We start from the raw sequence: 1,845 nt of genomic DNA, 5'->3' as shown, positions 1-1,845 counted from the left end.
CTGAGGACAAGCCCTCGGCCTATTAGTACCGGTCAACTCCACCCCTTACAGGGCTTCCATATCCGGCCTATCAACCCAGTCGTCTACTGGGAGCCTTACCCTCTCAAGGAGGTGGGAGTGCTCATCTCGAAGCAGGCTTCCCGCTTAGATGCTTTCAGCGGTTATCCCTCCCGAACGTAGCCAACCAGCCATGCCCTTGGCAGGACAACTGGCACACCAGAGGTTCGTCCGTCCCGGTCCTCTCGTACTAGGGACAGCCCTTCTCAACACTCCTACGCGCACAGCGGATAGGGACCGAACTGTCTCACGACGTTCTAAACCCAGCTCGCGTACCGCTTTAATGGGCGAACAGCCCAACCCTTGGGACCTACTCCAGCCCCAGGATGCGACGAGCCGACATCGAGGTGCCAAACCATCCCGTCGATATGGACTCTTGGGGAAGATCAGCCTGTTATCCCCGGGGTACCTTTTATCCGTTGAGCGACGGCGCTTCCACAAGCCACCGCCGGATCACTAGTCCCGACTTTCGTCCCTGCTCGACCCGTCAGTCTCACAGTCAAGCTCCCTTGTGCACTTACACTCAACACCTGATTGCCAACCAGGCTGAGGGAACCTTTGGGCGCCTCCGTTACTCTTTAGGAGGCAACCGCCCCAGTTAAACTACCCACCAGACACTGTCCCTGATCCGGATCACGGACCCAGGTTAGACATCCAGCACGACCAGAGTGGTATTTCAACGACGACTCCACAACAACTGGCGTTGCTGCTTCAAAGTCTCCCACCTATCCTACACAAGCCGAACCGAACACCAATATCAAGCTATAGTAAAGGTCCCGGGGTCTTTCCGTCCTGCTGCGCGAAACGAGCATCTTTACTCGTAATGCAATTTCACCGGGCCTATGGTTGAGACAGTCGAGAAGTCGTTACGCCATTCGTGCAGGTCGGAACTTACCCGACAAGGAATTTCGCTACCTTAGGATGGTTATAGTTACCACCGCCGTTTACTGGCGCTTAAGTTCTCAGCTTCGCCTGGACGAATCCAAGCTAACCGGTCCCCTTAACGTTCCAGCACCGGGCAGGCGTCAGTCCGTATACATCGCCTTACGGCTTCGCACGGACCTGTGTTTTTAGTAAACAGTCGCTTCTCGCTGGTCTCTGCGGCCACCCCCAGCTCAGAGTGCAAGACTCATCACCAGGAATGGCCCCCCTTCTCCCGAAGTTACGGGGGCATTTTGCCGAGTTCCTTAACCATAGTTCACCCGAACGCCTCGGTATTCTCTACCTGACCACCTGAGTCGGTTTGGGGTACGGGCCGCCATGAAACTCGCTAGAGGCTTTTCTCGACAGCATAGGATCATCCACTTCACCACAATCGGCTCGGCATCAGGTCTCAGCCTTAATGAGTGACGGATTTGCCTATCACTCGGCCTACACCCTTACCCCGGGACAACCACCGCCCGGGCTGGACTACCTTCCTGCGTCACCCCATCGCTCACCTACTACAAGCTTGGATCAGCGGCTCCACCACGTCCCTTTGTCCGAAGACTCCGGGCCGGCTTCACGGCTTTAGCATCACCTGGTTCGACGTTGGCGCTTCAAAGCGGGTACGGGAATATCAACCCGTTGTCCATCGACTACGCCTGTCGGCCTCGCCTTAGGTCCCGACTTACCCTGGGCAGATCAGCTTGACCCAGGAACCCTTGGTCAATCGGCGCAAGAGTTTCTCACTCTTGTATCGCTACTCATGCCTGCATTCTCACTCGTGTACCGTCCACGACTGGTTTCCACCGCCGCTTCACCCGGCACACGACGCTCCCCTACCCATCACAGCAGGCGTTGGCCCTC

At 56.8% G+C, this 1,845-nt stretch carries 1 rRNA gene (only partly in view); it reads right to left on the bottom strand.

The features are described from left to right. Positions 1–2: 2 nt before the first annotated feature. Positions 3–1,845: ribosomal RNA gene (locus ACFVYI_RS42165) — 23S ribosomal RNA — on the bottom strand (it continues 1,378 nt past the right edge of the window).

Origin of the sequence: Kitasatospora sp. NPDC058218, from assembly GCF_042882445.1 — a bacterium.
In the GTDB taxonomy this organism is placed as follows: domain Bacteria; phylum Actinomycetota; class Actinomycetes; order Streptomycetales; family Streptomycetaceae; genus Kitasatospora.
The sequence above is the reverse complement of the archived record's forward strand: the minus strand, read 5'-3'. Positions and strand labels throughout refer to the sequence as shown.